This is a genomic window from Imperialibacter sp., from assembly GCF_040222815.1.
Taxonomy (GTDB): Bacteria; Bacteroidota; Bacteroidia; order Cytophagales; family Cyclobacteriaceae; genus Imperialibacter.
This window is the reverse complement of record NZ_JAVKCH010000015.1, coordinates 149569-175200: the sequence shown is the minus strand read 5'-3', so window position 1 is coordinate 175200 and position 25632 is coordinate 149569. Positions and strand designations below refer to the sequence as shown.

Below are 25632 nucleotides of genomic sequence, written 5' to 3'. Positions count from 1 at the left end.
GCTCGTTGGAAGTTTATTTGGCCAAAGATTTTACCCGGTCAAATTCTTCATCGTAGTCTTTGCGAATTGTGCCGAAAAGTCTATCCCACCAAAGGAAGTACAGGCCGTAATTACCTTTAAAGTATTTGTGGTGTTGGTTGTGGTTTACTGAGGTGTTGAACCACTTGCCCAACCACGTTCGTTGGAAGTTTTTTGGGTAGAGTTCATAACCAAGATGCCCATAAACATTATAGAGCATCATCAGTGCCAGCCAAATCAAGACTGCTGACCTGTGTGTCGGAATGGAGAAAACGATGACATATATAACGCATGCTTCAACAACTGCTTCTGCTGGCTGGAAAGCCAGCGCAGCCCATGGTGAAGGATTGGTAGACATATGATGTACCTTATGCAAGGTCTTGAAAAGCCTGGGATGATGCATAATACGGTGCATCAGGTAAAAATAGCCATCATGAATGAGAAGCATCAGCACGATGCTAAAAGTGAAGTAGCCCCACCCATAATCCCCAATTTCGGCGTATTGTTTGGTGTAGGGTTTTATAAAAGGCGTAAATGTGCTAAGGGCCACGATCCAGAAAATAAGGACCGTTAGCAGACTATAGCCAATTTCACGCAGGTAGTCATTTTTTTTCGGAAAGGCCTGCTGAATTTTTCTTTTCGCCCATTTACTCTTAAGGAGCCTGTAAAAAATGAAAAAGGCAAGTCCAGCGATCAGGGCATAGCGGAGAAAAATAATGAAAAGAAGGACATAGAACCTTTGATCCATTAGCATCGATTTTTCCTCTAAAATACGATTTAGTGGTCAAAGAACCTTGCAGGCCTTTTGTATAGTGCTTAACCAAAAAAGCGGTTTGGACTATCCGCTTATTTTGTACCTTTCGCCGTTGTAATTTTAAGTACATGTCCGAAAAACGTCCGGCCGCCCTCGGCTTTATTTTTATTACGCTTCTTATAGACGTTACCGGGCTGGGCATCATTATACCAGTGCTGCCGAGCCTTATCAAAGAGCTTATCAATGGAGACCTTAGCCAGGCGGCCCAGTATGGTGGCTGGTTATTGTTTGCTTACGCTGGCATGCAGTTTCTGTTTGCCCCTGTGTTGGGCGGGCTGAGTGACCATTTTGGCCGCAGACCTGTGCTGCTTGCCTCGCTGTTTGGGTTCGGACTCGATTATTTGCTGTTAGCATTCGCTCCTAATATTTGGTGGCTTTTTGTTGGTCGCTTGCTGGCGGGGGTAACCGGTGCCAGCTTCACAACAGCATCGGCCTACATAGCCGATATAAGCACGCCTGAGAAAAGAGCGCAAAACTTCGGAATCATAGGGGCTGCATTTGGCCTCGGCTTTATTATTGGGCCGGTGATAGGCGGTTTGCTGGGCCAGTACGGCTCAAGAGTCCCCTTCTTTGCCGCCGCCGCACTAGCGTTGCTCAACTGGCTCTACGGCTACTTCGTGCTGCCTGAGTCGCTCCCAGCCGATAAAAGGCGGCCTTTCAGTATCCGTCGGGCCAATCCGTTGGGCTCATTGAAAGCCTTGCAAAAGTACCCCAAGGTGCTCGGCCTGGTGGGCGCATTCTTTTTTATCTATCTGGCCGGACATGTCAACCAAAGTACCTGGGCTTATTTCACTATGCTTGAGTTTGGTTGGAATGAGGCCTGGGTTGGCTATTCGCTGGGCTTTGTAGGATTAACCGTTGCAATTGTGCAAGGAGGACTTATCCGCATAGTGGTGCCGAGAATAGGGCAGTGGAATGCTGTGTTCGTTGGCATGTTTTTTTATATTTTCGGCTTTATCCTTTTTGCATTTGCGTCGCAAGGCTGGATGATGTTCGCCATTATGGTGCCCTTTGCTTTGGGTGGCTTTGCTGGCCCTTCGCTCCAAAGCCTTATCTCTGGGCAGGTGCCATCCAACGAACAAGGGGAGCTGCAGGGAGCCCTGACCAGCATGACCAGCGTGACGTCCATTATTGGGCCGCCCCTGATGACAAATCTCTTTGCCTACTTCACCGGTGAAAACCCGATCATTTATTTTCCGGGCGCAGCCTTTCTGGCTGCTGCCATCATCACGGTCGTGGCTGTTTTTCTGGCCATCCCGTCGTTCAACAAGAGAAACTCCTGATATTAATTGGCCTCATCGTCATCTAATATCTCAATATCGTGGATGAGTACTTTTTTGGCTATTGATCGGCCGGTAGGTGTGGTGGCAAGTCCTCCTTCGGCTGTTTCCTTGTAGCGGCTTTCCATGGCCTGACCTATTTCGCCCATGGCTTCTACACATTCGTCGACGGGAATGACGCTGCTTACGTCGGAAATAGCGATTTGCGCCGAGGAGTTGGCGATAGCGGCTGCGCTTGCATTGCGGACCACGCAGGGCACCTCCACCAACCCAGCCACCGGGTCGCACACAAGACCGAGCATACACTGAACGGTGATGGCCACGGCATTGAAAACCTGGTCAACGTTGCCTCCAAGACAATAAACGATGGCTCCGGCGGCCATGGCCCCGGCGCTGCCTGTCTCGGCCTGGCAGCCGCCTACGGCGCCGGAAATAGAGGCCTTTTGCTCCATGATCAGCGCAATGCCTGCTCCTACGAGTAAGCCTTCCAAAATTTTCCGATCATCCAGTTTGTGTAGCTCCTGAAGTGTAACCAGCGTTCCGGGCAGGATGCCCGAAGCACCGGCTGTAGGTGCCGCCACCACCCGGCCCATACAAGAATTGACCTCCTTGGCAGCCAGCGCCCGTGAAATAAGCACTTGAAATTCCTTTGACAGGACGGTGATGGGATTATTGTATACTTTTTTTGCTCCGTTGTTGATCATCCCTGAGCGGGAGGTCATATTCTCAGTGAGCCCCGTTTGGACGGCCTCCTTCATTACCTCATAGGCCCTTTGGAGTCCGTTCCAAATTTCCTCTTCCGTTTTATTCTTTTGCTGGATCTCGTATTCGATGACAGGCTCAAAGAGCTTAATGCTTCTGTCCTGGCAATCTTTCTTCCAGCTGGCGAAGCTTTCAAATAAGATACTCATAATGGGTCATTTGTTGTTCAACAAAGATAACGAAAAAGGAACCCGGAAACGTTTTGCCCCCAGGTGTCTATTTGTCTTGATAAAATCTGAATGGAAATATGCAAAGCCTGACTAACTTTGCCGCATGCAATTGAAGAACGACTTGATCCTCCGGGCTGCCAGAGGAGAGAAAACGGAGAGAACACCGGTATGGATGATGCGGCAAGCAGGCAGGATTTTGCCAGAATACAGGGCTGTGCGGAACAGCCTGAGCGGATTCATTGAATTGGTAAAAACACCGCAGTTTGCTGCAGAAGTGACCGTGCAACCTGTAGACATTCTGGGGGTGGACGCTGCGATCATTTTCTCCGACATTTTGGTGATACCAGAGGCCATGGGCTGCCCCTACGAAATGGTGGAGAAGAGAGGGCCAACATTTCCTAAGACAATAAAGACTGAGAAAGATATAGACGAACTGCGTGTAGCTGACGGAGAAACTGATTTGGGCTACGTGATAGAGGCCATCAAGCTTACCAATAAAGAGCTGGCAGGCAGGGTGCCCCTGATAGGGTTCGCCGGAGCCCCATGGACACTTTTTTCTTATATGGTGGAAGGGTCTGGCAGCAAGACGTTCTCAAAAGCCAGGGGTTTTCTGTACACCGAGCCAGCCTTGGCGCATAAGGCGTTGGAAAAAATCACACAAAGCACCATCAGCTATCTGAAGGCGCAGGTAAAGGCTGGTGCCCACATGCTCCAAATTTTTGACTCTTGGGCGGGTGTGCTGCCCCCTCAACACTACCGGGAATTCTCACTCACTTATATCAGGAAAATATGCGAGGCTATTCCAGAGGTGCCGGTCACCGTTTTTGCCAAGGGAGCCTTTTTTGCGCTTGACGAAATTGGTCAACTGCCTTGCGCTACGGTTGGCCTCGACTGGAACATGGACGTGGCGGAGTCGAGGGCAAAAGTGGGAGCCAGCAAAACACTGCAAGGCAACCTCGACCCCTGTGCCCTATACGGGAGCTTTGCAGAGATAGAGAAGGCTACAAAAGGCATGTTAAAGGCCTTTGGGTCTCAGCGACATATTGCCAATCTGGGTCACGGCGTTTATCCTGATACCGACCCTGAAAAGGTGAAGTGCTTTATCGAAACAGTGAAGGAGTACAACCACGGCTAGCTTGCCAGCGAAAGGTATTTGATCAGTTTTTCGTGGAGATCCTCGGGCACAAAAGGCTTGGTGACAATATCGTTCATGCCAACAGTGAAAATCTGATCCCGGATGTCCGAGGGGATGGCGGCGGTAATAGCGATAATTGGCGTTTTCGCATCCGTTTCCCTGATTTTTTCGGTGGCCTTGTAACCATCCATAACTGGCATCTGAAGATCCATCAGGATAATATCAAAAGGCGTGGCTGTGTGCTTTTCAACGGCTATCTGGCCATTGCCTGCAATTTCTATATTGGCTCCCCACTTTTGCAAAAACTTTTTGATGACCAGCACATTCACCTTGTTGTCTTCCACCACTAATATTTTCTTGCTCTCCACAATGTTTCTGTCGACTACCTTTGGGGCCACAGCAGCGGGGGATTTTTCTGCCGTTTTTACTAGGCCAAACCATTGGCTAAAGTAGAATCGGGAACCTTCGCCAGGAGTGCTGACAAACTGAATATCGGAGCCTTGCAGTCTCAGCAGGCGCCTGATGATGCTGAGGCCAAGCCCTGTTCCTCCGTACTCCCGGGTGGTGGAAGCGTTGCCCTGCGAAAAGCTTTCAAAAATCATTTCACTCTGACTCTCTTTTATGCCAATGCCACTATCAATCACCTCAAATAGCAACTTGACGCTGTCGCTTTCTTTTTCCTCCAGCGAAACATTAAGGCGGACAAAGCCCGACGCCGTGAACTTGAAAGCATTGTCTAAAAGGTTGACCAACACCTGCGACAGCCTGGCTTTGTCGCATAGAATGTGGTCGGGGATATCCTCCGCTATTTGAAGTTGAAAGTCCACCTGCTTCTGTTTAGCAGTTTTTTCAAATGAGGCGTAAACTGATCGAAGGAATTCTTTAAGAGATATTTTTTCCGTAGAAAAGTCGATTTGACCCGAGTCGATTTTGCTAAAATCAAGTAGCTCGGTGATCAGGTTCATGAGTCGCTCGGCTGAAAACTTAAGTGTATTCAGGCTTTCCTTTTGTGTCTGCTTGGGCTTGTCCCCGATCAAAAAGTTGGTCATGCCCAACACGGCATTCAATGGGGTTCTCATTTCGTGAGACATGGTCGAAAGGAACTCCGTGCGGGCCCTGGAAGCCTTTTCCGCTTGCTCTTTGGCTTCCTTAAGATTTTGTGCAAACCGAAACGACAGGATCAGTCCCTGACAAAAGAAGAAGAGGATGTGGGCAATGAAATTAAACAGAACAATTCTCGGTGTTAGGTCAAAATACACCAGTACATTATAGCCCACTATCGCAAAAACAATCAGTTTTGCAACAAGTGCATATACTGCTGCCAGCCTCTTGTGTATGACAGCCATCACCACTATGTATATTCCGTAGCAAATAGCCAGCAGAAGAACATAGAGATAGTAGGGAAGGATAGAAGTAAACAGGAGGATAGGGCCTGCCACTGTCAACAAGCTTATGCCCAACGTGACCCATAGAAAGACAGAGAAAACAGGCTTGTATACTTCTTCGGGATAAAGACTGACGATGTAACGTACAAAGAAATAGAGACCCATAAATACGCTGAGGTGCTCGAGCCTTAGCAGTAGAGAAAAAGGCATCTCCCACACTGCGTTAATAGCATAGATATCCGAACCGATATTTCTATAGGCGTATACCAGGCAAAACAGCGCAAAGTAAAGCATGGGCTTGTCGTGCCGCCCAAACAGGTAGAGTCCAAAAAAGAAAAACCCACCCATGAACATGGCGCCTGCCAAAATCCAGTCGTAAGCCAGCTCCACTTCTTTGGCTCGGGCCAATTGCATTTCCTCACCAAGGGTAATACTTTGGGAACTTCCGCCTTTTCTATGAATAAAATTGGAGACTTGAAGCACCAGGTGAAGTGTATCTGCCTTTTCTCTCAGCGGCTTTGTTTTTGGATAAGACTGAGGCTGCGATTCTTCCCTGGTTTTTCCAACAATGCCGTTTTTTGAAAACACCTCGCCGTTGATGAATAGCTGGTAGCTGGTGAAAAAGTCTTCCACCCACATGAGCAAGGGAGGATGGTCTTTGGGTAAAAGAACAGTAAGAGAGTAGGTGGCGTAACCTGCTCTGCTTAGCTCGATACCGTCCACCTCCGCATTGTTCCAAATCCTGGGAAACTGAAAGTAGTGGGGAGGTTTTTTGGCTAACTCAGCACCTTCTGGTTCGAGCAATTCTTCCCAGTAAAAGCCCCATTCTCCATCCAGCTCTATTGGGCCATCCCGCAAAAAATCCCAGCCCCTCAAGTCCAATGTCCCCTTCGTTGCTGTTGGTTTTTCAGCATCTGCGTGCAGGGAAAATGAAATAAAAGTGGTGAGGACTCCAACAAAAAATAAAAATCTCGACATCTTAGCCCCTCAAAGGGATTCAATATAGGCTTAATAGTTCAACAATTGGCCGTGCGAGCTGGTTGAATAAGTTCCGAATATAATTGTTTTCGACGAATACCTAACGGCAGATCAACCCTATGGTTACTTCAGATATTGACATACTAAGAAAGGTAATAGTCCATCGCCCTGATCAGGGAATAGAATGGGTAACTCCGTTCAACAAGGCTGAGCTCTTGTATGATGACATTGTTTTCTTACCCAAAATGCAGGAGGAGCACAGCCTGCTTACCGGCGTGCTTTCGTTTTTTGCAGGGAAAGAAAATGTGCTGGAGTTCACAGACCTGTTGACAGATATTTTGACCGATGCGAAGCTAAGGTCACAATTGCTCGATGAGGTGTTTAAGCTGGAGAGTCTGCCGCCCGACACGCAGTTGGCAATGCGGCAGTTATCAGCGGAAAACCTGGCCAAGGGACTTATTAGTGGCTACAAAACGGGCGGCAGTGTTTTGCTCAATCCGGTGCCCAACCTTATTTTTACCCGGGACATTGGAGCGGTGGTGAACAATTATGTGATTACCTGTCAGGCTGAAAAAATGCCCCGGAAAAGAGAGAACATTCTCACCTGGTTTATTACCCATCATCACCCGGTCTTTACCAAAGAAGGGTACAAATACCTCGACTTGTGTACTTCGTCGGATCACCTGGCTACGACACTTTCCAACAGAGCGGAGACAATTGAGGGGGGCGACATTATTCATTTAAGTCCATCGCATTTGCTCATTGGGTGCAGCGAGAGAACAAACATGGTGGCGCTCTGGAGAATAAGGGAGCAGCTACGTGAGCACAAGGTGGTGGAGAAGTTTACCATTGTAGATATTCCCAAGGAAGAATATTGTATGCATATCGACACTATTTTTTCGAAGGTAAATGACCACGATTACGTGCTGTATGAGCATGTGCTGCAGGATCCTACTCAAATTAGTATCGAAAGCTTCGACTTGCAGGGAAACACCTCCCGGCGGTTTGATACCATAAAGGATTTGATACTAGCCGAAGATGCTGAAGCCAGGTTTGTGTCGTGCGGCAATGGGGAGCATCCCTTCGACCAGCGGGAGCAATGGAGCAGTGCCTGCAATTTTGTGGCCGTAAAGCCAGGGGTGACAATCACCTACCGGAGGAACACCAAAACCATCGAAGGCTTCCAGCAACTGGGCTATACTGTGATTCCTGCTGAGCAATTTCTGCAGCAGGCCGCCGAAGGCAAGATTGACAAAGACAAGATTCAAAACACCATCATCACCATTCCAGCAGGTGAGCTAAGTCGTGGCAGCGGTGGCCCGCATTGCCTCACTTTTCCGATAGAGCGGGGTTAGTGGGATGGCCGTTCCGGCAGGTGTCCTCACCCGCCAGCCCGGCAGGGTGTCCTCACCCGCCAGCCCGAACCGTTCCGGTGGGTGTCTTCACCCACCAGTCCGCTCAACAGGGTGTCCTCACCCACCAGCTTTCACCAACACCGCCCAGTCCTTTTCCGACTCTGAAGGCGGGTTTCCAAGCGAACGCACCTCGCCGCCCTCTACTGTCGTTACTTCGGTTTGCTGTGGCTCGCCCCCAGTTCTTGGGTTATACCAGCTCACGGAATAGCTTCCTTCAGCTCCGGTCAGGTCGATAGAGGCTTCTCCCCCTAGTGGCAAAAACACCGCATATACTTCTCCCGGCTTGGCCAGGCAGTAGGTGTTTTCTCCCGACAATTCGTCGTGGCTTTCCATCTCGGCAAACGGCAAGTGACCCTGGAAAAAGTCGAGCGCTACTTTGGTGTAGTCCCACATGCGGTCTCTTGAGCGCCAGTCTTCGCAGCCCAGGTCGTTGTTGTGGTTGAGGTACCCGAAGTACCACTCTGCGCCACTGCCGCCGGCCATCAGGTTGCCCCACAGCACCGACACCCGCACGGTGTCCTGGTTATTGTCTTCCCTGTCGTCGGGATCCAGCCCACGGTTGGCAGGGCCTATTTCGTCGATATTCACGACCCAGGGGTGACCAGCTTCGGCTGACTTTTCTACCCATCGTTTTGTGTCCTCATGAGCATCGCCTATGTACCCGATCTGGATCGATGGGCCGTCGAGGCTCGGGTGGCCCAGCAGCCTGTCAAACATTTCGTGGCGCAGCTCTTTGTGGGAGTGTGTATGAATGACCACGTAGTTTTGGTAGGGGTCGTGGGTTTTGAAGTAGTCGGTCATGGCTTTTTGCTGCTCGGTGGTTTGGCCGTTGGGGCTGAAGCTGGCCGGGCCATTTTCCTCGCCCATGTTCCAGGTCACAGCCAGGTGGTGACCAAAGCGGGCAATCAGCTCCCGGTAGTAAAGCTTTCGCTGGGGCCCGGTGTCACCATCGTCGAGCAGCTTTTCGTTTTCGGTTTCCTGTGTTACTATGTGCAGCATGATGCCTTTGCGCTCCATGTGGTCGAACACCACCTCCCACTGGTCGAGCTTGCTGCAATCGAAGCGGCTGCGCTCGTCGTAGCCGGTGTAGGGCCATACATCTTTGCCGTCGCCACCAATGTTCATGGTGAGGAAGTAGATGGAATTCATGCCTTTGCTGGCCAGGTAGTTGATGCCGCCAATAAGGTTTTTGCCTTTGCCCCCCTGCCAGGTAGGGTCGCCGGTTTGCCAGTCAGCCGCATGGGGAGCATAGCTGTGCAGTACGGCCTTGTTCTCTGCTTCACCTGATCTGTTTTCGCCTTCGGTCTCTTTATGGGTGCCATCGAAGTCGGCATAGCCGAGCAGGTCTTCCGGGCTGTCGGCACCGCCTTTGAGGAAGAATTCGCCAGTTTCCTGAAATTGCAGGTAGCGTTCCCGCACGTAGGCCAGCCGTCCCTTTGCTCTGAGGTCGGGCAACTGGTAGTTGCCTGCCGACACGATGAGTTTGCCTTCCTCACCATCAAAGGCGACCGGTTCGCCCGCCTGTGGATCATCATCCACGGCTATATTGGCACCCTTGCGAAAGGAAACCTGATAAGTCCATTCGCCTTCTTCATCAGGACGGAAATGCACCTTCCACACGTTGCCAGCCGTGGCGCTGCTTTCACCAGCGTTGCCATCGGCCGCATAGTAGCCCGGCACCAGCATCTTCTTCAGCCCTTTGGAAAAGACCACGTTCAGCCGGTAGTCGGTGAAGGGATTGTCAGCAGCGTCTTCGGCTGTTTCAGGCCCAGCGAAACTGAGGGTGACTTTGTCCCATTTGGTGGCTTGCAGGGGTTCTTTTTGTGTGCAACTAGAAAGCAGCGCTAAAACGAGCGTTGCTGATAGCAGAGAAGCGGAAAGTTTGTGCATAGTAGGCATTAGGTATGTTTAATGGGTTGAACTTACGATAAATTGGGAAGAAGGCATAGCTGTAGGGTACTTGGCGGTGTTGCTAGCCTTGCTCGACTTCGTAATAGAGCGCCGCTTGCTAGGGTTATCATTTGGTTGTGGGCAGGAACAAAGATTTTCGTAGAATAGAAAATATGCTATATTGATCGAGAAAAGGGGGCGGGTAGGATCAATAACCACATCTGGACATTATATTTAATAGCCGTCGAGCATTGTAGTACTTCTGATCGGGTTTCCAAAAAAAAATAGAGTGGGTAGCGGTGTGAATCGTTGGCAGAAGCGATTGAGCTCTTTGATACTTTTTGTGTCAAGCTATTTTAGGACTTGGCCCCAATGAGTAACTTTGAAAAATGGCAGCAGCAGATCAAATAAAAAGTTTAATTAAATCATTCGGTGACGGTGACGAAGACCGTTTTTTTGCTTCTGCTATGCAAATTGCTGCATCCGAGGCACGTAAAGGACATACAACATTTGCTCAGGAGCTTAAGTCGATGATCGAAAGAGCAAGAAAAAACCGTTCACTTTCTTTTCTCGACCGTAGTAAGACGATTCCGATAAATCAGTCAAAGCGAGATCTTCATGAGTTGATTGAAATATTTCAACCAAAGATCAAGCTAAGCGATATGGTTCTTGCCCCGTCAGTAAAAGAAGCTTTGCTGAAATTGGTTAATGAACAGCAGAAATGGGAAATGCTCAGGCAACACAACCTCATGCCAAGAAGAAAACTTTTACTTCAAGGTCCTCCAGGATGTGGAAAAACCATGACCGCACAAGCAATTGCCGGAGAATTGGGAATCCCTGTTTTCATTGTTCGTTTGGATGGTTTGATTTCTAAATTTATGGGTGAATCAATTGCCAAGCTGCGTTTGATATTTGATGCAATGCCTGACCATAGAGGTGTGTATTTATTTGACGAATTCGATTCAATCGGTTCGCACCGAAACCAAGGACAAGATGTTGGAGAAATCAAACGTGTCCTAAATAGCTTCTTAATAAATATCGAAAAAGATCAAAGCAACAGCGTTATTATTGCCGCTACGAATATGCCAGAGGCTTTGGATCAGGCTTTGTTTAGAAGGTTCGATGATATTATCACATATCCTCTACCTACCAGAAGTGAAATTATAGATACCATTAAGAAAAACCTTTTCGGATTCAAATTCAATGAGAGAATTAATTACCAGATACTGGCTAAAGAGTCGGAAGGACTGAATTATTCGGATATTGTTAGAGCCTGTGAAGAAACAATTAAAGAGATGATTCTTCATGGAGATAATAAGCTTAAAAAAGCGGAATTAATTATTGCCCTTAAGAAACGTAAATCATAAATGGCAGATAATTTCGACAAACCACACATTGGGAGAATCGAAGAATATGCCTCCGGTCAACAATATAAGTATCCTGCCAAAATAAAAGTAGATTTCCCAACTAGCCAACGTAATCGTTCGGAACATGGGAACAGAATATTGCGCAAACTTCAAGCTGTGCGCCAGCAATTACAATTAGCCGAAGACACCGAACTGCCAGAAAATATTATTCGAGATGATGCGATTTACGTGACATTCATCTCAGAGTGGGGCTACCCGTTAAAATTTGATCAGCTACATCAAAATACAGATCGGCCAACCTATCAAATAGTCAATATTAAACAGGAACAACATCCTGAACAAGAGAATCAATACCGCTACCATGTAGCCCTCATGTTAACAAAAGGAGGCATCAGCCATTTCATAAAACGTGTTGAAGAATACTTGAATCCAGAAAAGGACACTAAATCTGGTGCACCGAAAGCAAATCAGTTAATCGCTAACATTGCAAACATCAAATTAGCCACCCTTGAAGCTTTTTGGTCTGACGAACCAGAAATTTCTTTCCCTAGTGAAAATGAAATAGTTTGGTGGGAAGTTTGGTTTAGGAAAACGGATAATGACGGTGACAGAATAAACAAAGTCATAACCAATCTTGAGCAATCAGAAGCACAGATTGGCCAACTGCAATTAGATTTTCCAGAGCATTTTGTGCGACTTGTTAGAGCCTCGGCTAACCAATTATCAAATTCTTTAATGCTCCTTGATAATCTTGCCGAGTTACGACATCCGCAGGAATTATCTGATTTTATTACTCACGAGGATATTTCGATTGCCGAAAAAGAACTATGGTTACAAGACTTGGTCGAAAGAACAGAAAATCGTTTCGACGAAAACTCTGTTCTTGTTTGTCTATTGGATAGTGGGGTATCTAACCAACATCCTCTGATAAATCCTTTATTGCCTGACGAAAGATTATATACATGGATTGAGGATTGGGGCAAATTTGATAGTGTACCTGGGGGCGGTCATGGCACGGGCATGGCCGGTCTAGTATTATATGGAGATTTAACTCAGGCACTGGCTGATAATGGAACTACCCAACTCTATCATGGGCTTGAATCCTTTAAGATTTATCATCCTCAATCTCCTAATGATCCGGAAATGTATGGTGCGATTTACGAATATGCCTGCGCTACTCCAATTGTCGATAATCCAAACCATCCCCGCATTTTTTGTTTATCAGTAACCAACAAAGATTTCGGATTTCGTGGCAGACCTTCATCAAGTTCTACTTCGGTTGACAAAATTGCATTTGGCAGTATTCTCGACCCTAACGAACCACAATTAATTTTAGTGAGTGGCGGTAACGTAAGAATTGAAAGCGCAGAAGAATTTCCAGATAAGAACTTTTATGAGTCAGTTCAAGACCCTGGACAAGCATACAATGCGCTAACAGTAGGGAGCTATACACGAAAAGACCGGATAAATGCTCAGCAATGGCCTGGATGGAATCCTTTAGCAGTTAATGGTGAAATGGCACCTTCCAATTCAACTTCAGGAACTTGGGAAACTCAGTGGCCAAATAAACCGGACATTGTGATGGAGGGGGGGAATTTGGCTCATAGGGAAAATGTAGTTGACCATAAAGACACTCTTCAATTATTAACCACCCATAAGGATCACCGAATAAACATCTTTCAAACTTTCGGAGACACAAGTGCATCTGTTGCCTTAGCTTCAAAAATGGCTGCCGAACTGAAAACAGAATATCCTGATTACTGGCCTGAAACAATTAGAGGGTTAATGGTGCATTCAGCAGAATGGACGGATGCTATGTTACAGAGCCGTAACCTGAATTTGGAAACAGATAGAAGGGCTCTATTACGATCTGTAGGTTATGGTGTTCCCATATTAGAACAGGCAAAGAATAGTGCGAACAACTCCCTTACACTTGTTTCACAGCGTTCTATTCAACCATATAGGTTAGAAAAATCTCAGCCACGATACAATGAATACCATTTGTATGAGCTTCCTTGGCCTGTGGATGTTCTGAGAGACGAAATTGGAGATAGAGATTCAACAATAAAAGTTACCTTATCCTATTACATAGAACCTAATCCAGGTAATCGTCAATATGCTTCAAATTTTCGGTATCACTCTCACGAACTTGATTTCAAACTTATTAAGCCTTTAGAGCAACTTAACGAATTTAAAAGAAGAATATCTGCTGCATCTTCAGGAACAGAAGAACATGATGATGATACAATTAATAGATCTTCCGAGCCATGGACTTTGAAGGAACGAGTCAGAAGCAAAGGATCAATAAAGAAGGACTTTATTACAATATCTGGAGTGGAGATGTCCAGAAGAAATATTTTGGCTGTTTATCCTAAAAATGGTTGGTATAGAACAAGAAAACAACTTGGGAAAATTGAATCAATGGTTCGTTATAGCCTTATTATCACAATTGAAACACCTGAACAAGAAGTTGACCTTTATACACCTGTGTTTAACATAGTTCAGACGGTTGTGCCAATTGGTTTAACTTGATACCCCAAACTAGAGTAAGCTTCCGCTGGTGCTAATCATCAATGGTGATTTATTCCAGAACAGCCAATTCGGTAGCCGCACTACTACTTATAGCCAGGTACTTTAAAGACATTGAGAGATGACAAGAAAAAGAAAAGAATTGGATGTGGATTTTATCGGAGGGTTGGAGCCTTTGACAAAAGAAGAGGAAAAACTAATAAGCGACGTCATAGAAAATCGTAAGAAAGCGAGATCAGCAAAAGCAAAACGGACTGATGGGAAAAAAGTAAATGCCTGGTAGGTCGGCAGAGTTCTACAAGGCAAGTGTTTTCGACATCGAAAAGCTGCCAATAACGTAAGCGTCCGTCTGTGCTGATCTCCCCGTTGAAAAAGCCTATTCCTCTGCCACCAAAAACCACAAAAACTCCTATCTTTAATTAACACCCGGTTCTAGCAAATACCCGCAAGCAACCCGGGCGCTTGCTTTTTCATCTCCATTACCTAAACCTATCCACCTTTATGAAGCAGCTCAGAATTGTTTTCGCCCTTCTTCTTGTTGGCGTTGTTAGCTACCAGTGCACCGACAAATCAAACAAGGCGACCACAGATGGTTTGCCGCCCGAAGTAGTAGCCACTATTGAAAAACGCATTCAGAACGGACAAATGCCCAGCATGGCCCTGGCAGTTATCGACTCGTCGGGAGTGAAGTATTACAATTTTGGTAAAACGACGCTGGATGGTAAACCGGTCGACGAAAACACCATTTACGAAATAGGGTCTATTTCCAAGGTGTTTACGGCTATTCTGCTGGCGCAGCAGGTGCTGGGTGGCGAGGTGAAGCTGGAGGACGAAATTAACGACTACCTCCCGGACACCGTGCAGGTGCCCGTAATGGGCGATGCGCCCATCACCTTTGGCAACCTCACCGACCATACGTCGGGCATCCCAAGAATGCCCACCAATTTTGCCCCAGCCAATCCCAATAATCCCTATGCTGACTACACTGTCCAACAGATGTATGAGTTCATTTCTAACTACCAGCCAAGCAGAGCGGTTGGCTCCGAATATGAATACTCCAATCTGGCCCAGGGCTTATTGGGGCACCTGCTGGCTCAAAACAAGAACACAACTTATGAGGCGCTGATGGTGGCAACCATTGCTGATCCGCTGGGAATGAACGATACAAGAATTGCCTTCACCGAAACAATGAAACAAAACCTGGCGCTGGGGCATACCGGCCCCTATGTGGTGGAGAATTGGGATATTCCTACGCTGGCAGGTGCAGGAGCCATCAGGAGTTCCACCTCGGACATGGCCAAATTCATTTCGGCCAACCTGGGCTATGTGGATACTCCCTTGCGGGCAGCCATGGATATGTCGCATACGATGCGGCATGACAAGGCCGGCGGTATGCAGGTGGGCATGGGCTGGCATATTAAGAATGGCAGGGAAGGAGACGTGATCTGGCACAATGGCGGTACAGGAGGTTACAGAACCTTTGCCGGGTTTGTGAAGGAAACTGGCAAAGGGGTGGTGGTGCTGACCAACTCCAGCACCGGCGCCGACGACATCGGCTTCAACCTGCTCGATTCCGGATCGGAGCTGGCAGCGCAGTACTTTAAGAGCGATGCGGTGGAGGTGCCAGAGTCGGTGCTGGAGCAATACGTGGGCGTATATGAGCTACAGCCCGGCTTCATGATCACCATCACGAGAGAAGGCGGGCAGCTCTATGGGCAGCCTACCGCCGAGGAACGCTTTGAGATTTACGCCGAAAATGACACAGTTTTTTTCCAGCCTGAGGTGAGGGCTAAGATATCGTTTCAGGCCGATAATGGAGTGATAGAGAGCTTAACGCTGTTTCAAGGCGGCGGCGGTGGAGTAGCCAGGAAGATTGAGTGAGGTGGTATGGGTAGGGGTGCCACAGTAGCCTGAATTCCTCCGCTAAAGCAAGCGTCCATTTGTATTGAATATAAAAGTATCTCCTGCAGATTTGTTTTACGTTTGCTCAAGTTGAGCAAGGTCGCCGCAATACTGCATCACGTTTGCTCAAGCTGAGCAAGTCTCCCGCAAGTCTGTTTTAAGTTTGCTCAGGTTGAGCAAGGCTGCTGCAGTAGTGCAGGAGTCTGATAAAGAGGGAGTTGTGGGAAATGTTTCCACTGCGTTTAACCAGCTTTCTGAGAGAGTTTCGTTTGAGCGTTTTCCATGCTGGCCATTTTAATTTGTTAGGATTCAATCTGCGGAGTGGGTGGATTTTCGTATTTTCGTACCATGAGTAAGGAAAAGCTATTTAATGGGGTTGAAGTTGCTCAACAAATGAGCAAAGCGAGGATTATTCTGAATAGCCAGGTTATTCCCAGGGAGGAGCTTTTTCAGATTCGGAAAAGGGAGGGAAAATTAAGTCCAGAGCTGACTCAGGCTATTAAATCAAATGCCTGAGTTAACGGTCATTGCTGGATGTAACGGAGCGGGGAAATCGACGTTTGCATCTTCATTTTTGCCTCAAGGGCTGATCGCTTTTGACTACGATAAGCAATTTCTGGAAGCCTACTACAGCCTGCCAGATAGTGAGTTACGAGAGAAATTCGCCAGGGATCAAACTACAAAAGAATTCGAGTCTTCGATTGAAAAAGCGTTGTCTGCCAAGTTGGATTTTTGCTATGAAACGAATTTTGACACACACCCGATTTATTGGGTTCAAATGTTTAAAGAAAAGGGATACAAAGCGAATTTGATATTCTTTTGTCTTGAGAATCAGGAAATAGCAAGGCACAGGGTTCGAGTTCGAACTGAATTCAAAGGACACTTTGTTGACAACGAAACAATAGATTTAAAGTGGAAAGCCGGGTATAGAAATCTTAATCTGTATTTTGGAGCTTTCGACAACTGTCTATTTGTAGACAACTCAGCCCAAAACGAACTTTATACAAATCTATTGCAGATTGAAAGCGGAGAGGTTGTACCTATGACCGAGAAAATCCCCGACTATTTTAAACACCGCCTGCCAGATATTTATGCCTTGATCAAGGCAAAATAGCAACGGTGCCTTTGCGATTTTATTCTTTTTGCCCACCCAAAGACCTTTCATCTCAATTGAGGTAGGCCAAGTCACGCTTTCTCCCCATCTTTTACTAATTTCCGATACCTGATATTTGGCACAACCGCCTTAAGTCAGTCGACTATTGTAAATACCACTTAAACTACCTACACATGACCACCCGGAGAGACTTTGTCAAAAAAAGCCTGTTGACGGCCAGCGGCCTCGCCATCGGGCTCCCATTTTTGAACGCCCATACCCAATCCGACCTCAAAATCACAAAAATCCGACACTACCGTGACCCCGATTATACCAAACCGGCCTTTGCTCAGATGCGGGACATTGTGGTGGTAGAGACCAATGGCGGCATCATGGGTGTAGGAGAGGGCGGCTCCAAAGAGATGATCCAGAACGTGGCCGAAATGCTGATTGGTGAAGACCCGTTCCGTATTGAGCACCTGTGGCAGAAAGTCAACAGGGGCTATTTCTATCCCTCGGGTCGTGAGCGGCTTCACGCCATGGGTGCGCTCGATATGGCTCTGTGGGACATCAAAGGCAAAGCGTTGAATGTGCCAGTGTATGAATTGCTTGGCGGCCTCACGAGGGACTATATTCCTTGCTATTCCACCGGTTTTCCCGGCCAGGGGTCGGTGAAGGAAACGGCAAAAGCTTGCATGGAAGCTGGCTTTTATGCTTTCCGCACCGATGGGGGAGTGGGGTCAAGAGACGTTTTTGACGTGCACAAATGGCTGAACAACTACCGCAAACATTGTGAGCAGGTACGGGAGGGCGTAGGGGAAGACGGGCAGTGGTGCATCGACCTGCATACCCGTTTCGACACCGCCGAGGCAGTCACTGTCTGCAATATGATAGAGCCACTTCGGCCGCTGTTTGTGGAGGACCTGGTGCGCTCCGAAAATCCTGGCATTTATGAAACGCTACGTACCAAAGTGAATGTGCCCATTGCCGTGGGTGAGCAGTTTGGCGATCGCTGGGACATCAACGAGCTGGTGGAAGATCACCTGATCGATTTTTCACGGGTGACGCTGCCCAACACAGGCGGCATTACCGAGTTCATGAAAATTGCCGCCATTTGCGAAACGCATTATGTCGGCTTGATTCCCCACTTTACCGGTCCAATCTCAACAGCCGCCATTGTGCATACGCTTGGGGCATCCTCTGGCTTTGTGCTCACAGAGATACTTGGCAATTCCGCAACGAAGACAGACTACCTCAACGACGACTACCTGAATTTCAAAAATGGCAAACTCTACCCAACTCAAAGGCCAGGTCTGGGAGTTGAGTTCAATCCCAAAAACGTTGAACTCATCAACGAGATCACCAAAGGCAGCGACTACAACCACCCAGGCTTCAGGAGAGCTGACGGATCATTCACCAACTGGTAAGAGAACGTATGAAGAAGATCGCTGCTTTTTTATTGTCGATAGGGCCAGGACTTTTTTGCATTGGGTACACAGTGGGCACAGGCAGTGTCACCTCCATGGCCAAAGCCGGCAGCCAGTACGGCTCCCAACTACTTTGGGTGTTGTCACTGAGCTGCATTTTTTCGTGGGCGCTCATGGAGGCATACGGAAGATATGCCGTGGTGACAGGCCGAACGGCCGTGAATAGCTTCAAAACAGAGCTGAGGTTTGGCAAGGTGCTGGCAGTGGTGCTTATTATCGGCATCGTGATCGGTCAGTGGAATTCGCTGTCGGGCATCGTGGGGCTTTCGGCCAATGCACTTTATGAGATCGCCCGCTTGTTTCTGCCCGGCTTGCCTGGGGAGAGTTACTGGGCCGTGTTGTCTATCGCCGTCGTCATTCTCGCTATCCTTTATTTTCTGCTGATAGTGGGCAAGTATTCTTTTTTTGAGAAGATTCTTATCCTTTTCGTCACCATTATGGGCGTGTCATTTCTCATTTCCATGTTCATCGTGCTGCCTACCCCTGGTGAGATAGTTATGGGCTTTATCCCTTCCATTCCTAAGGGAGAGGGAGGAAACCTCCTCGTGGCTGCCTTCGTGGGCACCACTATGGCGGCGCCTACCTTTGTCGTCCGGCCGCTGCTAATGAAGGGCAAAGGCTGGGCCAGGGAGGATACAGCTCTGCAGTCAAGAGATGCTCTGTCATCGGCATTGTTCATGTTTGTTATCAGTGCCGCCATCATGATTACGGCCATGGGTGCCCTCTACTACAAGGGGCTGACGATCAACAAGGTGATTGACATGGTGTACACCCTGGAGCCTGTGGCAGGCAAGTTTGCTGTGGCGCTGTTTATGACCGGGGCATTGAGTGCAGGGCTTTCCTCGGTGTTTCCCATTCTGATGGTGGCGCCGCTATTGATTTCCGACTATAAAAACGGCGAACTTGACCTGACGTCGAAGCTTTTTAAACGACTAACAGCGGTGGCTTGCGTGGTCGGGCTTTCAGTGCCGATACTCGGTGCCAACCCCATTGTGGCACAGATAGCCACCCAGGTAGCCAATGTGTTTGTGCTGCCGCTGGTCATTGGCGGCATCATTTACATGATCAACAGGAAAGCGGTAATGGGTGAGCACCGGGCAGGCTGGCTGCTAAATACCGGGCTGGTGCTGGCGTTCGTCTTTTCGTGCGTTATTTCAGTGATTGGGTTCAGTGCATTGAAGGGTTTCTTTTGAAGCAACATGGCGTGAGCCCGGCTGGTGGCAAGGCTGAGATTAGAATTAAAGGTAACTCAGGGCTAACCTTTCAAATACTTCAAAATCATTTCATTTTTCAGTGCTTCCTGAAGCAGGCTCTCCTTTTCGATGGGCATTACGCCTAAATGCTGGCATACCAATCCACCGCCAAGATTGCTGAGCTCGGCCTGCACCTCCAGCGACAAATGGAGCGCTTCGCAAAGTGCGGCAATGCTGACAACCGTGTCGCCTGCACCCGATACGTCGGCTATGCGCCTGATGTGTGCCGGGTAGTGGATGGACTGCACGTGGTCGGTGAGGTACACACCACGGTCCGACAAGGTGATGAGAGCTTTCTCGATAGGCATATGGGCATTGAGCTGGTTCACTGCTGACGACAGCTGATCGAGGTCGTGGTGATCGAATTCCAGCTTCAGGCCTTCTTTCAGCTCCCGCAGGTTGGGCTTGAAAAGCGAGGCACCGCTATAGGCCAGAAAGTTTCGCTTCTTTGGATCCACCACCGTAGGGATGCCCAGCTCGTTGGCCAGATTAATGGTTTGCGAAATGATGGCTGGGTTAAGTACACCTTTGTCGTAGTCCTCAAAAATGATGACGTCACAACCGGTTGCCAGATTGCGAATGTGATCCATGAGCGCTCGCTGCTCAAGAGCAGTCAGGGCCTTGTCGGTTTCGCTGTCAACCCTGAGCATGTGCTGTGAGCCGGCCAGTACCCTCGTTTTAACCGTCGTAATCCTCTCTCTGCTTTTGATGATGCCCTGGGAGGAGATGTTTCTTGCCTTTAGCAACTCAAAAAACGTTTCGCCGTCAAGCTCATCTCCAATGATGCTGCAAAGGATGGGTGTGGCTCCCAGCGACTGGATATTGAGCGCCACATTGGCAGCACCGCCCAAACGGTTCTCTTTTTTGTTGACGTTAACGACCGGCACGGGCGCCTCAGGAGAGATGCGGGCAGCATTACCATAAATGTAGGAGTCGATCATCACATCACCGATGACGAGCACTTTGAGATTTTCAAAAGCGTTGAAAACTTCCTGAATGGAGGAGAAGGGCATGGACAAATGATTGGGTTAACGACCCAAATATATGAGTTAAAAAAAGAAAGTTTAAAAAAGTGATGTCCGTCTGAGCCTGTCGAAATGGGAGCTCACTCCGAAATCGTCTTCGACAAGCTCAGACTGACAAATTATTTCAAAAGCGCCAGAGCGGTCTTTATCCTTTTAATGGCCTCTTGCAATTCCGCTTCTGAAGCTGCGTATGAAAGACGCACTGCATTGGGTGCACCAAAAGCGCCGCCTGTTACAAGGGCTACATGCGCTTTGGCCAGGATATAGATGCAGAAATCATCAGCATCTTTCACGGTCATTTCTCCATCGCTCTTGCCAAAGTAGTGGCTCACATCCGGGAAGAAATAGAAGGCACCTTCCGGCATATTCACTTTTAGCCCCGGGATACTTTTGAGCAGATCGTACACCATGTCTCTGCGCTTGCGGTAGATCGCTGACATTTCTTTGGTGGCATCAAGACTTGAAGTAAGGGCGGAAACGGTTGCTCTTTGTGCTATCGTGTTGGTACCGCTCGTTACCTGACCTTGAATTTTTTCGCAAGCCTGTGCTACCTCTTTAGGGGCATTGATAAACCCGATCCTCCAGCCAGTCATAGCAAAGCCTTTGGCCATCCCGTTGATGGTTACGGTGCGATCCTTTACTTCAGGGAAAGTACCGATGCTGATGTGCTTGCCTACATAGTTGATGTGTTCGTAGATTTCGTCAGCCAGGATAAGGATTTGTGGGTGCTTGTCCAGCACTTTCACGAAGCTCTCAAACTCTTCCTTGCTGAATACCGATCCGGTAGGATTGCATGGAGAAGAATAAAGCAGTGCTTTGGTTTTTGGGGTAATGGCTGCTTCGAGCTGTGCAGCAGTTGGCTTGTAGCCATTTTCTATTGTGCCCGACACCAATACCGATTTGCCATCGCAAAGCTGAATGATATCAGAGTAGCTCACCCAGTAAGGAGCAAAAATGATTACCTCATCTCCCGGGTCAAGGATGCTTGACATCAGGTTGTAGATCGACTGCTTGGCGCCCGTTGACACTACAATATTTTCCGGCTTGGAGTCAAGCAAGTTTTCGTTTCTGAATTTAGCTGCAATGGCTTCCCGCAAATCCTGGTAGCCGGCTACAGGTGAATAAGCAAAGTATTTTTCTTCGTCAATGGCCTTTTTAGCAGCCTCCTGTATGTGTTTGGGAGTTTTAAAATCAGGCTCGCCGAGGCTTAAGCTGATGATGTCAACACCGGTTGACTTTAACTCTCTGGCCTTTTTGGCCATGGCTAGTGTGGCCGATTCGGCCAGGGCATTTACTCTTTTGGATAAGAAACTCATGTTGATCGGGTGTAATTGCGGCGCAAATTAAAGATTATGAATCGCTTATGCCAAGAAGCCCTATTTTTTTAGAACTTTGCTAATATCAAGACCGGACTTTTGAAATTTCCAAAAATGAAGACCCTATTAACCTATTTTATTGCACTTATGTTGGCATCGCAACTGTATGCACAGGATAGCGATAGGCAATTTACGTTTTCTGGCTTCGCCGATGTGTACTATGCCTATGACTTTAACAAGCCATTGAATAACTCAAGGCAATATGTGACTCAGGCAGCCCGACATAATGAGTTCAATCTTAACTGGGGCTATTTGCTGGCAGAGTACTCAGCTAAGAGAGTGCGAAGCAGTTTTGGCTTACAAACTGGAACGTATGTGCAGTATAATTACGCAGCAGAGCCCAACGACCTTACCAGACTGATCTACCAGGCCAATGCTGGGGTAAAAATAAAGGAAGGGATTTGGATAGATGCTGGAATTATTACCCCTCATACAGGCTACGAGGGAGTTGCCTCAATTGACAATGAGATATATACCAGGGCCCTCGGTACAGAATATACGCCTTATTATTTAACTGGTGTGAAGCTGTCTGCGGCATTAAACGATAAACTTGATGTGACAGCCGTCGTTGTTAATGGATGGCAGATAATTGCTGAAACCAACAACGCTAAATCGGTGGGAGTCAATTTGCAATACCGACCAACCGACGAGCTGACCCTTAGCTATGGCAACCTGATCGGCAACGAACAGCCGGGGTTTGTGGGGAGTAGGAAGGTCAGAAATTACCACAACGCCTGGATAAAGTATACGTTCAACCCAAAATTTCATGCAGTGGGGTCTTTCGATTATGGAGCGCAGGAGCTTGTGGGATCTGCTAATAGAGGCAGTTTTGTGATGGCGATGCTAATTGCAGAGTATACGGTTAGCGAAAAGCTGGCAATAGGCGGACGGGTAGAAAATATGCGTGACGATGACGAAATATTGGTCAACACGTCAGGAGGAGGGTTCAATTTAAGCACCTTTTCAATGACTGGTACGTTGAACGTGGCCGACAATGCCAAACTCAGAGTGGAGGCGAAATACGGAAGCGATGCTAACGCCATTTTTCTCTCCCAGGAGGCAACGACTCACGATGACTTCTTTTTGCTGGTAGGCAGTCTGGCAATGAGATTTACGAAGTAGGTAGATCATAATTGACCCTCGTCAATATACTTCTGCCCAGGGTGATTTCGTCGGTGTATTCCAGCTCGCCGCCAAAGGGAATGCCTCTGGCTATCGTGGATACTTTTACTCCTTTATCGCCCACCTTGCGGGTAATGTAAAACGAGGTGGTATCACCCTCCATGGTGGCACTTAATGCAAGAATTACCTCCTGCACTTCACCAGCTTTTCCGGCAATTCGGTCTACCAGGGATTGTATATTCAATTCATCAGGCCCCACGCCATTCATGGGAGAGATGATGCCGCCAAGGACATGGTAAAGTCCGTTGTACTGGGATGTGTTTTCTATGGCAAGCACATCATGGATGTCTTCCACCACACAGATAAGCGAGCGGTCACGGCGGTGGCTGGTGCAAATGCTGCAAACTTCGGTGTCTGAAATGTTGTGACATTCGGCGCAGTAGCGAATTTTTTGACGGAGGTTATTGAGCGCCTCGGTAAAGCTGGTTGTTTGCTCCTTTTCCTGCTTCAGCAGGTAAAGCACGAGTCGCAAAGCTGTCTTTTTGCCAATGCCAGGAAATTGAGAAAATTGTTCTACGGCCTCTTCAATGAGTTTAGATGGAAATTCCATGCAGACCGTTAAAGAATTTCGGCGTTGATGCCAGCCTCTAAGATGGCTTCTTTCATAGGCTTTAGCTCGGGAAGAGAGCCCTTTTTCACGCCGCACTTGCCTTTATAGTGGATGATCCAGGTGCATTGCTCCGCTTGTAGCTTATCGTGCTTGCAAACCTTGATCAATGTATTGGTCACATGATCGAACGTATTATAGTCGTCGTTGTAGACAATTAAGTCCTGTAAATCGGTTGACTCAAGGTCTTCCATTACCTCAACCAGATCTTCTTTTTGCGGTTGATAACTCATAGTCTTTTGTAATTTAAATGAATTGTTGTTCTTCCAGCCTCAGTCGCCGCCTTGAACGTTTCTGGAAGGCAGTCCATTTTAGTATTCCAATTAATTATTCCAGATGAATTACTTTGCCAGAGTAAGGTTCTGTTCGTTAATTTGGTTCGAATATCCTGCAAAATTAGGAAAATAAACTGACATCCCGATCGATATGACACCTACTCTTGTTCTAGCAGTCATTGGAAGTTACTTTTTACTGCTCTTCGTCATCTCCTACTTTACCTCCAGAGGCGCTACTTCGTCGACATTTTTCACAGGGAACAGAGAATCTCCCTGGTATTTGGTGGCTTTTGGGATGATTGGAGCCTCTCTGAGTGGGGTCACCTTTATCAGCGTGCCAGGCGAGGTGGGCAACAGCGGGTTTACGTATTTTCAGGTGGTATTGGGGTATTTGCCCGGCTATCTGATTATCGCCACAGTGTTGATGCCACTCTATTATAAGCTCAACCTCGTTACGATTTACACTTATCTTGAACAGCGGTTCGGTGTGGCTTCCTACAAAACGGGATCTTTTTTCTTTCTCCTCAGCAGGGTGGTTGGGTCGTCTTTCAGGCTGTTTCTGGTCGCTGGTGTTTTGCAGCTAGCGATTTTTGATTCGTTTGGCATTCCGTTTTGGGCTTGTGTGCTCATCACCATCGGGTTGATATGGCTCTATACTTTTAAGGGCGGGATAAAAACCGTAGTGTGGACCGATACCTTACAGACCGGGTTCATGATCCTGGCAGTTATCGTTAGCATCTACCTGATCAGCACCGAGCTAAGTATTGGAATAGCAGACATTGGATCGACCGTCGTGAAAAGCGACTACTTCCGGGTATTTGAATGGGATTGGCAGAGTAGTAAGAACTTCTTCAAGCAGTTCTTTGCGGGGGCCTTTATTGCCATTGTGATGACTGGACTCGATCAGGACATGATGCAAAAGAACCTCACCTGCCGGAATATTGGCGATGCCCAGAAAAACATGTTTTGGTTTTGCGTGGTGTTGGTTATCGTTAATTTTTTGTTTTTGAGCCTGGGTGCGCTGCTGTTTATGTATGCGGAAGCCACGGGCATTCCTATTCCTGACCGCACCGACAATCTTTACCCATTGCTGGCACTAGGACACTTCAATCAATTTGCTGGTGTGTTGTTCCTTCTTGGCATTGTGGCTGCCGCTTACAGCAGCGCCGACTCGGCCCTAACTGCCATGACAACCTCTTTCTGTGTCGACTTTCTGGGGTTTGAGAAAAAAGAAGTGAAGAACAATGGCAAGGTAAGGATGCTGGTTCACCTGGGCTTTTCATTCCTGCTCTTTTTCGTCATCCTTATTTTCAATGCCATCAACGACTCGAGTGTGATCAATTCAGTGTTCACGGCTGCGGGCTATACTTATGGCCCGTTGCTCGGACTGTTCTCTTTTGGTTTGTTTACTAAGCGGCCTCTCACTGACAAATATGTGCCGGTGATCTGTGTGCTCTCACCGTTGTTGTCTTACCTCATCAACATCAGCTCTGAAAGCCTTTTGTGGGGATACAAGTTTGGGTTTGAGATTTTGCTTTTGAATGGGTTGCTGACATTTCTGGGGCTTTGGGTGATTAGCAGCAAGAGAAAAATAGACGTTCCAGTGTGAGGAGGTGTCTTCACACTTATGCGGCCGTTTCCGGGTGTGTCTTCACACCCGTTCCGGTCGACACCTCCACCTGTTCAGCG

The 25632-nt window shown here is 47.8% G+C and carries 20 protein-coding genes; 12 read left to right on the top strand and 8 right to left on the bottom strand.

The window, feature by feature from the left end; translation table 11 throughout:
• Positions 1-13: 13 nt before the first annotated feature.
• Positions 14-766 (bottom strand): sterol desaturase family protein, encoded by a 753-nt coding sequence (locus RIF36_RS05290; RefSeq protein ID WP_350076106.1) that lies wholly within the window; start codon positions 764-766, stop codon positions 14-16.
• Between the two features lie 134 nt (positions 767-900).
• Here RIF36_RS05290 and RIF36_RS05285 point away from each other — a divergent pair, with 134 nt between their 5' ends.
• Positions 901-2115, top strand: a complete 1215-nt coding sequence (locus RIF36_RS05285) for a TCR/Tet family MFS transporter (protein WP_350076108.1) — start codon at positions 901-903, stop codon at positions 2113-2115.
• Between the two features lie 2 nt (positions 2116-2117).
• On the opposite strand, the gene sdaAA is transcribed toward RIF36_RS05285, so the two are convergent.
• Complete coding sequence (gene sdaAA, locus RIF36_RS05280) at positions 2118-3023, bottom strand: L-serine ammonia-lyase, iron-sulfur-dependent, subunit alpha (protein ID WP_350076110.1); 906 nt, start codon at positions 3021-3023, stop codon at positions 2118-2120.
• 124 nt (positions 3024-3147) lie between these two features.
• Here sdaAA and hemE point away from each other — a divergent pair, with 124 nt between their 5' ends.
• On the top strand, positions 3148-4179 hold the full coding sequence (gene hemE, locus RIF36_RS05275; RefSeq protein WP_350076112.1) for a uroporphyrinogen decarboxylase: 1032 nt from the start codon (positions 3148-3150) through the stop codon (positions 4177-4179).
• Here hemE and RIF36_RS05270 read toward each other — a convergent pair.
• Positions 4176-6542 (bottom strand): hybrid sensor histidine kinase/response regulator, encoded by a 2367-nt coding sequence (locus tag RIF36_RS05270; protein ID WP_350076114.1) that lies wholly within the window; start codon positions 6540-6542, stop codon positions 4176-4178. The genes hemE and RIF36_RS05270 overlap by 4 nt on opposite strands.
• A 119-nt stretch (positions 6543-6661) precedes the next feature.
• Between RIF36_RS05270 and RIF36_RS05265 the strand changes: the two genes are divergently transcribed.
• A complete protein-coding gene (locus tag RIF36_RS05265) occupies positions 6662-7897 on the top strand; it encodes an arginine deiminase family protein (protein WP_350076116.1) in 1236 nt (411 codons plus the stop codon).
• 117 nt (positions 7898-8014) lie between these two features.
• Here the strand turns inward: RIF36_RS05265 and RIF36_RS05260 are convergent, their stop codons facing one another.
• Positions 8015-9847, bottom strand: a complete 1833-nt coding sequence (locus RIF36_RS05260) for a DUF5060 domain-containing protein (protein WP_350076117.1) — start codon at positions 9845-9847, stop codon at positions 8015-8017.
• Positions 9848-10236: 389 nt separating this feature from the next.
• On the opposite strand from RIF36_RS05260, the gene RIF36_RS05255 reads away from it, so the two are divergent.
• From RIF36_RS05255 to RIF36_RS05225, 7 genes are all read left to right on the top strand, one after another.
• Positions 10237-11214, top strand: a complete 978-nt coding sequence (locus RIF36_RS05255) for an AAA family ATPase (RefSeq protein ID WP_350076118.1) — start codon at positions 10237-10239, stop codon at positions 11212-11214.
• A complete protein-coding gene (locus RIF36_RS05250; protein WP_350125995.1) occupies positions 11215-13746 on the top strand; it encodes a S8 family peptidase in 2532 nt (843 codons plus the stop codon).
• Between the two features lie 118 nt (positions 13747-13864).
• A complete protein-coding gene (locus RIF36_RS05245; RefSeq protein ID WP_350076123.1) occupies positions 13865-14026 on the top strand; it encodes a hypothetical protein in 162 nt (53 codons plus the stop codon).
• Positions 14027-14244: 218 nt separating this feature from the next.
• A complete protein-coding gene (locus RIF36_RS05240; protein ID WP_350125992.1) occupies positions 14245-15624 on the top strand; it encodes a serine hydrolase in 1380 nt (459 codons plus the stop codon).
• A 529-nt stretch (positions 15625-16153) separates the two neighbouring features.
• Positions 16154-16759: an ATPase gene (locus RIF36_RS05235; RefSeq protein WP_350125989.1), complete on the top strand. Its 606-nt coding sequence runs from the start codon at positions 16154-16156 to the stop codon at positions 16757-16759.
• 173 nt (positions 16760-16932) lie between these two features.
• Positions 16933-18165, top strand: coding sequence for a mandelate racemase/muconate lactonizing enzyme family protein (locus tag RIF36_RS05230; RefSeq protein ID WP_350125986.1), 1233 nt, complete (start codon positions 16933-16935; stop codon positions 18163-18165).
• 8 nt (positions 18166-18173) lie between these two features.
• Positions 18174-19418, top strand: a complete 1245-nt coding sequence (locus RIF36_RS05225) for an Nramp family divalent metal transporter (RefSeq protein WP_350125983.1) — start codon at positions 18174-18176, stop codon at positions 19416-19418.
• Between the two features lie 62 nt (positions 19419-19480).
• Here RIF36_RS05225 and RIF36_RS05220 read toward each other — a convergent pair whose 3' ends face one another.
• Entirely contained in the window at positions 19481-20491 is a 1011-nt protein-coding gene (locus tag RIF36_RS05220; RefSeq protein ID WP_350125980.1) for a bifunctional heptose 7-phosphate kinase/heptose 1-phosphate adenyltransferase, read from the bottom strand.
• A 131-nt stretch (positions 20492-20622) separates the two neighbouring features.
• Positions 20623-21819: a pyridoxal phosphate-dependent aminotransferase gene (locus RIF36_RS05215; protein WP_350125977.1), complete on the bottom strand. Its 1197-nt coding sequence runs from the start codon at positions 21817-21819 to the stop codon at positions 20623-20625.
• A gap of 114 nt (positions 21820-21933) precedes the next feature.
• On the opposite strand from RIF36_RS05215, the gene RIF36_RS05210 reads away from it, so the two are divergent.
• Positions 21934-23001, top strand: coding sequence for an outer membrane beta-barrel protein (locus RIF36_RS05210; RefSeq protein WP_350125974.1), 1068 nt, complete (start codon positions 21934-21936; stop codon positions 22999-23001).
• Here RIF36_RS05210 and recR read toward each other — a convergent pair.
• Positions 22991-23611 (bottom strand): recombination mediator RecR, encoded by a 621-nt coding sequence (gene recR, locus RIF36_RS05205; protein ID WP_350125971.1) that lies wholly within the window; start codon positions 23609-23611, stop codon positions 22991-22993. The two genes, RIF36_RS05210 and recR, sit on opposite strands and share 11 nt — an antisense overlap.
• A gap of 8 nt (positions 23612-23619) precedes the next feature.
• A complete protein-coding gene (locus tag RIF36_RS05200) occupies positions 23620-23901 on the bottom strand; it encodes an ATP-dependent Clp protease adaptor ClpS (RefSeq protein WP_151998179.1) in 282 nt (93 codons plus the stop codon).
• Positions 23902-24094: 193 nt separating this feature from the next.
• Between RIF36_RS05200 and RIF36_RS05195 the strand changes: the two genes are divergently transcribed.
• Entirely contained in the window at positions 24095-25552 is a 1458-nt protein-coding gene (locus RIF36_RS05195) for a sodium:solute symporter (protein ID WP_350125968.1), read from the top strand.
• The last annotated feature ends 80 nt before the right edge of the window (positions 25553-25632 follow it).